We start from the raw sequence: 6,483 nt of genomic DNA on the forward strand, positions 1-6,483 counted from the left end.
GCTCCTGTACGTCGTGACGTTAGCCTCGAATCACCATTTCCGGGGCTGCTCATGGCTGATACCCGTTCTCCGTCCGGCTCGCGCATGCCGGTACTTTTCCTGAAGGCCACCACCCGGCGTGTGTTTGTCCAGACGTTCACGCGGCCCGATGGCGCGGTGGTGCGCGGACACTACACGACGGTGCGGCACGCCGATGAACGTGCCGAGCCGTCGAGGGCTGCGTCCGCGCCTGCCACCGTCGACGACCATCTGGGGCAGATCAATGCGGCGCGGTTACATCAATCGAACGTGAATGCCCGGGTCGTTAACATGAAGCTCGACGCGATTGCGGCGGCGCTGAAGGCGGGCGATCCGGCGGTGCTCACGATGATGTCGTACGGCACGAACAATTACGCGAAGAAGGCTGTTGCGCTCGCCAATCGCGCGCTCGAGGTGCTCGGCTCGAGCGATCGCGTGCAGCTGGGGCAGAAGGGCACGCCGGGGTTCCGCACGGACGCGCAGATCGCCGCGGCGAAGGCCCGCGCGAAGGCCGCGCGCACGGTCGATCCGGAGCACGACAGCCTGTTCACGGCGATCGCGAAGCTCGGCGGTCTGAATGCGGCCGACGTCAAGAAGGCGTGGGGCTTTGGCAAGAACGACCTGAAGGGCTACGCCGTCGGCATCAAGCCGGTTTTCTCGTCGTCCAAGGGGCGGACTATCGAGCAGATGGCCGAGGCGCTGCACGAACTCGGTTATCTGAACAGCGAGGACCACACGGAGCTGGAGGAGCACGTTTCGAACGGCATGGCTGGCTCCGAACATTTCACGCCACAGGGCTACGCGAACAAGGCCCAGGTGGATTACGATGAGCAGTACCAAGGTTTGACTGCGCAGGACGCGCATGAAACCGGCTTTGATGATCTGCCGCCTGCAGCGCAGGACCATATTGAGGAATTCCTTGATGAAAACCCCAACTTCACCGCAGACGAACTCGAAAGTTTCGGACGCACTCTCGAACTGGATGACTCGGATGTCCCGTTCGACCTTGACTTCGGAACAGCGGGAGGCCGCCACTACGACTTTGGTCAGGCTCATGCAGCGCCGCGCAAAGGTGGCGAGCCGGGAGCCGACGTCCCGTTCTGAATAGCTAGAGGTGGCATCGGGGTCAGGCTTGAACTTCCACTAGGAGTTTGTCGGCGTCGTGACATTAGCCTCGGGTAATCCTTTGCAGGATTACCCCATGGCTGACATTCCCGCTTTGTCCGGCTCCCGCGCGCCGGTCCTGTTTTTCAAGGCCACCACCAAGAAGCAGGTCTTTATTCCGACCTACACCCGCTCGAACGGCCGGGTGGTGCAGGGTCACCACGCGATGGTGCACGTCACCGACGAGCACGACGAGCACAAGATTCTGTCGGGCGATGGCTCGCACTCGCAGAAGCAGGCGCACGCGAAGCTCTCGAAACAGGCCTGGTTCCACCAGATGCCGCATGACCACCGGCTGCATGTGCTGCTCGAGCATGCGACCGATATCCAGAACAAGGCCAGCGCCGCGGCGCTGCTGTCGACCTTCAAGAAGAAGATTCTCGCTGGCCAGAAGCCGACGCCTGCCGAATGGAAGGGCTTCGCTGCCGCTCCGCTCGACAAGCAGCAGGTGCTGGTGGCCGAGTTCCAGAAGGCGGGCAAGGAGCCCGCTTTCGCCGAGGGCTACGGCGCGCACCTCGCAAAGCATCCGCCGACGGTGGCCACCGCGCCAGTGGCGCCGGAATCGTTCGAAGCGCCGGCGTCTAAGCCGGAGTTCGTGCCGAAGATCATCAAGACGTCGCTCGACGGCCAGCCGGTCGTTATCACCGAGTTGGAGGGGGGCGGCTACAAGCTGTTGGTCGATGGCGTCGATCATGGCGGCTTCACCACGACGAACGCGGCGCAGGCGTTCGCGCACAAGCTCGTGTTCGACGACGCGGAGAATCCCGAGCCGGTCGCGCCTGCTGCCGAGAAGAAGCCCGCGCCGAAGGTCATCGCTGCTGCTGAAAAGCCCGCGCCCTCCGTCGGCCCGAACGCAGCGCTCGGCGCGCAGTTGATGGCGATCGAAGCCGCGAAGCTGCCCGAGTCGAACACCAACGCCAAGTCGGTCAATCCGAAGCTGCAGGCGATCGCCAAGGCCACCGCCGACGGCGACGTGAAGACGCTGCTGATGATGGGCTACGGCTCGAACAACTACGGCGTGAAGGCCGCGAAGCTGGCGAACGCCTCGTTGAAGCTGCTCGGCTCCACCCACCAGGTCACGCCCGGCCAGAAGTTCGGTTCGCACCCGGGCATGAAGGGTGGCGACGCCACGCCGACCGTTGCACCGGTGACGTCGGGTAATCCGCTCGACAAGTACGGCAAGTACGAGCCCGTACCGGATTCCGTCGCGCATCCGATCCTCGAGGCTGCTGGGTACAAGCTCAAGCCGGGCAAGGCTGGGCAGTTCACCTACTCGATTGATGTCCCTGGCGGCACGAAGCTGGGGGCCATCGGCAAGGGCGCACCGAAGGATCAGATTCTGGCGATGCTCGAGCAGGCCAAGACTTCGATTCCGAACCTTAACGCGCTGAACAACGGGCTTCTCGGCGGCGGCGCTGCCGCCCCGGCGGTCCCGAAAGGCTGGGAGGAAACCGCGAAGGTGCTCGACAAGTGGGCGGCGGCGGGCAATGTTGAAAAGCTCGCCGAGTATGTCGAGGACGCAAAAGCACTCACTAGTGCCGATGCGGCGGCGATGGGTGCCTACGCTAAGAACCTGCTGGACGGCTTGCAATCGAAGCCCGCGCCGAAGGTGGTAGCCGCGGCGCCAGCGCTGCCGCCCATTCCGTATGGCATCAAGCAGTCGCAGGCTGTGAAGGCCATGCAGATGGCTAAGAAGGGCGATCTCGTGGGGCTCGAGGAGTTCCACGCGAAGCTGCTCGCGCCGAAAACGAAGGCGTATGTCGGAGAACTGCTCGCGGCGGCAAAGGCGCAGGCGGCTGCCGCTGCACCGGCACCAGCGGCGCCGAAGGATCCGATGCGCGGCTGGGACTTTGATGCGATGGATCCGTCGTTCTCGGGCTATCCGTCGATCGCGTGGGGTGACACTGCAGGCCACGGCGATCCGGCAGCGTACATCGTGAAGCATGACGAGGGGTTCCAGGCGCTGTATTCGAAGACCGGCGATATCACCGACGACGCGGCGATGGAGCACGAGGACTTCGCAACGCCACACGAAGCGGCTGCATGGCTTGAAAAAACGCACGGCGTGAAGGTGTCGAAGGCGGCGCTCGCGAAGATCGGCGGCGCTGGCTATGCGCCGCCGGAGGATCACGTTGCGCCAGCAGCACCTGCGTCCCCTGCCGCGCCCGCCAGCCAGGGTCTGCCCGCTTCGGCGATTCCCGCGGCACCGCCCGGTGCCAACGTTGCCGAGTGCAACAAGGCGGCAACCGCAGCGCAGGCGGGCAAACTTGGCGCGCTCATCGCGCAGGTGCACAAGCTCAAGCTGAACACGAAGCCCCTGCCGAAAACGGTTGCTTACGTCACCGACCTCAAGAACAAGCTGCAGTCACAGAAGGACGGCCAGACCCTTGCTGCCCTGAATGCAACCGATGATGGTCCGAAGGAAGGCGACACGAAACAGGGTGCCGACGGCACGCTCGTGTTCCAGAACGGACGCTGGCACAAGCAGGGCACCAGCACGCAGGCTGCGCAAAATGTTGCGCCAAACACGCAAAAAGTTGCGGTGGCGATGCAGGTGTTTCACAACACAGAGCCGGGCCACAACAAGTACTGGAGTGTCGGCGTCCACGGTACGAGCATGGTCACCAACTACGGGAAGATGGGCACTAAAGGCTCGCATACCGTAAAGACCTACCCGAGCGCTGCCGCTGCGCATTCAGCGGCTAAGAAACTGATCGCCGCCAAGGTCGCAGGCGGCTATCAGGCGCAGGGCGTATCGGGTGCTCACTACACGGTGGACCTGCCCACCGGTACGGGGGCGTCGCCCGCACCGTCACCCAAGGTCACGGGCGCGACCGTCGCGCCAGTCGCGCCCACGGTTGCAGTCACCGGCGTCACGGCGGCACCGGTGCCGCCCGAGTCGATCGATGGCTGGAAGAAAACCGGCGGGCAGGGCGGCTACAACGAGGGCGGCACATACGTCGATGCGGATGGCGTCGCGTGGTACTGCAAGTTCCCGGCCGGTGGCGAGAAGATCGCGAAAAACGAGCTACTTGCATCGAAGCTCTACCAGCTTGCCGGCGTCGACGCGGCGGATACGAAGCTGGTCACGCAGGGCGGCAAGGTCGGCCTCGCCTCGAAGATTATCGTCGGTGCCAAGCAGGATAAAGCCGCGCTCCTCGCGGGCAATGCACCGGGCCTGCTCTCCGGCTTCGCGACCGACGCGTGGCTGGCGAACTGGGACGCGGTCGGCAACAACCCGGCTGCGGGCAAGGGCTACGACAACATCCTGATCGGCCCGGATGGAAAGGCTGTGCGCATCGATGCCGGTGGGGCGCTCCTGTATGGCGGCGCCGGTGGCAAGAAGCAGAAGTTCGAGAACGACGTGATCGAACTGAAGACCATGCTCAACCCGGCCAAGAACGCGCACACCGCTGCGGTGTTCGGCAAGATGAGCCCGAGCGATATTGCCGCGTCGGTTGCGAAGGTCGCCGCGATTCCCGATCAGGCCATCATGGATCTGTGCGAGCAGTTCGGGCCGGGTTCGAAGGCCGATCGCATTCGTCTGGCCGACAAGCTGATCGCCCGCAAGGCCGACATGCTTGCGCAGTATCCGCAGGCGGCCACGGCAGTAAAGCCCGCAGCCAAGCCGACAAAGGTCCCGATGTTCCGCCCCGAGGAACTCGCGCCTCCGCCTAACTTCCTGAGCTGGGGCACCAGTGGCAAGCCGGGGCCGGCGACCGCTGAGTACAAGAACGTCGCCAACCAGAACGGCGTGAACGAACTGTACGAGGTCGCGAAGGCGGGCAGCGTCGAGAAGATCAAGTCGCACATGTTCCCGGTGTACGACGCGAACGGCGCCGTCACCAAGCATGTGCATGCGCTCGAGCATCCGTCGCAGTACGTGCGTGGGTACGCGCAGCAGCTGATCAACGAAATCGAGTTCCAGAAGAATCCGCCGAAGAAGGTTCGGCTGATACCCGGCTCGATGGTGGCGAAGCTGCACACCATGTATCCGGTCATCAAGGATGTGGCGAACGCAACCGTTAAAAAGGTCGGCCGCTACCTGGTGCTCGGTGAGCCGGGGATCATCGACATCAAGAGCCTGGGGCTTGAGAAAAAGACGTACCTCGCGGGGCAGGTGCCAGATTCGAAGTACGCGAAGGTGGCGCAGGCCGCGTTCTCAAAAATGCCGAAGCAGCAGCGCGACGCCATTGCGTCGTACACGGGCGGCGGGTACGGAGACCAGAATAAGTCGATGTGGGCGGGCAACCCGGAAGGCGAGGCCAAGTCTGCCACTCAGGCTCTGCACACCTTCGCGCACGACATTGAGCCGGGCACGGTGCTGTCGCGCCGGATCTCTCTGAGCGGTAAGGCGCTTGAGGAGGTCGTCGGGCACTTCTCTGCGAGCGGCAAGCATTCGGGTGGTTCGCTCGGGATGGTGCTGCAGGAGCCCGCGATCGGTTCGACCAGCACGAACCACGACTTCTGGCACGGCAATGTGCAGTTGAAGATGACGGTCGGCCCCGGATGCAAGGGTCTTTGGGTCGGCTCAGGGTCGAAGCCGGGCGGCGGCACCGAGGGTTCAAGCGGCAACGAACGGGAGATCGTATTTCCGCCGAACTACCGGCTGCTGGTCACCGGCATCAAACAGTCGCACGGCCAGAAGGACGCGGACGGCTACGGCGGGACCAAAAGTCCCTATGTGGTCGAGGTGCTAGTATTGCCAACGTAAGGGGGATGTGTATGGCCACTACAGGACAACTCGAAGGCTTCGACACCGACCAGCGCTTTGGTGGCTCGGGGCTGCACATCGCGCTTCAGCGGGCCTCGGGCACGAAGCCCTACCTCGGGGACTCACAGGTGGTGGGCGCGTTCACCCGCGGCTTTCTGGCTGGTATCTGTGAGCGCGCCGCAGCGGTCGGCGAGCACTCCATGGATCGCGAGGACGCCATGCGCGCTGATCGCGGTGCCTGCCACGATGCGGCCGCCGTCTTTCTCGATCAAAACCCGGCGTATGAGTCGGTCGGGCAGTGGAACAGCGGCGGTGGCATGGTCGACTGGATGCTGCGTGCGCTGGATCATGTCTACGATGCGCCGGCGTCGGAGCAGGATCGCGAGCGGATCGTGGCCGATGTGTTCGCGTGGGCCGCACGCTTTGCCTACGAGGCGATCAGCGCACACCAGGACGACGGCGACGAGACCGGTCTGCAGGACGATCTCGAAAATCTCGCCGATGATCTCGCGCGCTTCCTGCTCGGTGTGCCGGGCCGCTTTGAAAAGCGCCTGTTTGAATAGCACCTGATTTCGTGATGCTAGTAT

At 63.9% G+C, this 6,483-nt stretch carries 3 protein-coding genes; all 3 read left to right on the forward strand.

Features of this window, described 5'->3' with window-relative positions; translation table 11 throughout:
• Positions 1 to 51: 51 nt before the first annotated feature.
• Positions 52 to 1,122 carry a hypothetical protein gene (locus tag OKW39_RS44265; protein WP_429565774.1) on the forward strand — a complete coding sequence of 357 codons (1,071 nt, stop codon included), beginning with the start codon at positions 52 to 54 and terminating at the stop codon, positions 1,120 to 1,122.
• Positions 1,123 to 1,219: 97 nt separating this feature from the next.
• Positions 1,220 to 5,896 carry a WGR domain-containing protein gene (locus OKW39_RS44270; protein WP_429565775.1) on the forward strand — a complete coding sequence of 1,559 codons (4,677 nt, stop codon included), beginning with the start codon at positions 1,220 to 1,222 and terminating at the stop codon, positions 5,894 to 5,896.
• A gap of 11 nt (positions 5,897 to 5,907) precedes the next feature.
• The gene (locus tag OKW39_RS44275; protein ID WP_429565776.1) at positions 5,908 to 6,459 is read left to right on the forward strand and encodes a hypothetical protein; all 552 of its coding nucleotides are present in this window, start codon (positions 5,908 to 5,910) and stop codon (positions 6,457 to 6,459) included.
• The last annotated feature ends 24 nt before the right edge of the window (positions 6,460 to 6,483 follow it).

The sequence above is a fragment of the Paraburkholderia sp. MM6662-R1 genome, assembly GCF_050436245.1.
Classification (GTDB): Bacteria; Pseudomonadota; Gammaproteobacteria; order Burkholderiales; family Burkholderiaceae; genus Paraburkholderia; species Paraburkholderia tuberum.